This window comes from Kluyvera intermedia (assembly GCF_021440345.1).
GTDB classification, from domain to species: domain Bacteria; phylum Pseudomonadota; class Gammaproteobacteria; order Enterobacterales; family Enterobacteriaceae; genus Kluyvera; species Kluyvera intermedia_A.
The window spans coordinates 1-2,241 of the sequence record NZ_JAKCNS010000133.1 but is presented as its reverse complement, the minus strand read 5'-3'; the positions used below and the strand labels follow the sequence as shown (position 1 = coordinate 2,241).

Here is a 2,241-nt window from a genome sequence, read left to right as displayed (position 1 = left end):
TAAGTTGGAGTCATTACCCGGCTCCCCATGTCGCATTCAGCGTTCCCGAACTCTCCATGCCGGTGAGATAAACCTGGCCCCGATCGCTGACAATGAAACTTTTCTCTTTTTTATCTGAAAGCGTCACCATAGTGCCAAACGGTACGGGTTTGCCGTCCGTTTTCAGAATCGTCATCAATATTTTTATTCCGACGTTGGTGTCGTATTGAGCGGGAACGACAGCGCCTCGTGTCGGAACAACGGTCTGAGTGGTTAACGGGAGATCAATATCTTCCGGCATTGTTTCTGTTTGCAGCGTTATTGCATTTTCGCGGTAGGGCGATACATTATTTACCGCGGTATAACCACGATAGTCTGTTTTTACCCCGGTCTGGTTTTGAATACTGACTCCATTTGCGCCTGGGGCCTCAACCAGTACATTCGTTTCGCCAAGCGGTTGGGTTAGCGTAATTCCATGAGGATGCGCAATCACTCCCCCCTGTAAGCCGTAAGTCAAACGCTCATTATATTGGTCGTAAGAATATCCGCTGGTGACTTCGCCGTAGGTGCCTTTGTAAGTCGCATTCATACTCCCGGTGTAGCCGACATTATTCGTTCCGTAACCCTGCTGGACTCCCCAGCTCAGCGCGTTATTTTCCAGCGTGCTTCCGTTAAGCCCAATAGAATGTGAGGTACCATTATTCTTACTGGCACTCATACTGTAGCTAACCCAGCTATTCGGTAGGAATTTATCGAATGGAATACTGATGTTTACCGCCAGCTGCTGGTCTTTATCATAGTTGACGGTATTACCATAATTCCCAGCAGTCCCATTTTTACTGTATGTGTACGTCACTCCATAGGAGATTCCGTTCCAGGCGTTGTTGTAACCCAGCGTATAGGTTTCCATACTTTCACCGGAATTCCAGTAATCCTCACGCACGGCGCTGAGCGTCAGCGAACCTAGCGATTGGCCAAGCGATTGGCTCATTGAAAGTTCCATGCGGTTACGACGCCGGTTTTGCAGCGCTGAACTATCACCGTAAGAATCGAGAATTTCCTGCATCCCGTAGTAACCGTTGGTTGAATAGCGGTAACCTGCAATGGCGAAGTTTGTTCCTGTCTCAACAAAATTTTTGTTATAGCGAATGCGCCATGATTGACCTGAAGAGTCGCTTTGGTGGTTCGGACTGGACCAGGCTTGGGTGACATCCGTCGAAATAGCGCCGGCGTCTCCCAGATTGACCCCGATTCCGGTTGCCATGGATTGATATTTGCTCGATTGTTGGGCGCCGCCATACAGCGTCACTCCATGGGGTAAACCATAAATTGCCGTGATTTGGCCGAACGGCGTTTTATCTACGCTACTGTTATAAGAGCGATATTGTCCCCCGGTCGCAGAATACTTAAATCGGCCTTCGCGTTGTAAAACCGGCAAAGAGGCGTACGGCACCGTGAAATGCTGTTCACTGCCGTCGGCTTCCTTGATGATGACGTCAAGATCGCCCGCGCCGCCGGTGGGATACATATCATTGATTTCAAATGCCCCTGGCGCTACGTAGCTTTGGTAGATGATGTAGCCATTCTGGCGAATCATCACCTGCGCGTTGGTGCGCGCAATCCCGCGAACGACGGGCGCATAGCCTTTCTGTGAATCAGGAAGCATGTCATCGTCTGATGCCAGCTGAGCGCCGCGGAAGGGCAGGCTATCGAAAATATCGGACGGAGAAGAGCTGTCGCCCATCGTTAATTGCGATCTGAAGGGAATAATCGCCCGCTGGATATAGGTGTAAACCGTATCCCAATTATCCAGGCCGTTACTATCGCGGCTCCAGGTGGTGTAGTTACGAAAACGCCACGGGCCGATGTTTACACCTGGCCGCAGGTTGGCATACTGGCTCTGACCATTGCTACCGTTACCATTACGACCCCAGCTATTATCTCCGCTTACGCTGTAGTTAAGCATGGCCGCAGTGATACCTTCGTTCCATTTCTCAGGGGGAACATATCCGCGGGCTAACGGCACAAGAGCCGCCTGTGGGATGCTGATGACCAGGCGCTGTTCATTAAACTGAAGTTTTGCCGATGCCTGAGAAATAGCGCTTAAATCGGCACATTCAGCCTTACTGCTCAGCGCCGGAAAAAGATCCGTCTTGACGCCCCAGCTTTTAAGCCACTCCGTTTTCAGACACGGTTGTAGGTTTTCCACACCGTCGGCAGACTTAACGGTAATAAAGGGAATATCGGTGATGCTGCCAACTT

Annotated in this window: 1 protein-coding gene; it reads right to left on the bottom strand. The window is 50.6% G+C overall.

The window, feature by feature from the left end:
- Positions 1-13: 13 nt before the first annotated feature.
- Positions 14-2,241, bottom strand: a 2,228-nt coding sequence (locus tag LZ634_RS22100) for a fimbria/pilus outer membrane usher protein (protein ID WP_234508881.1), incomplete at its 5' end; no start/stop codon positions are given.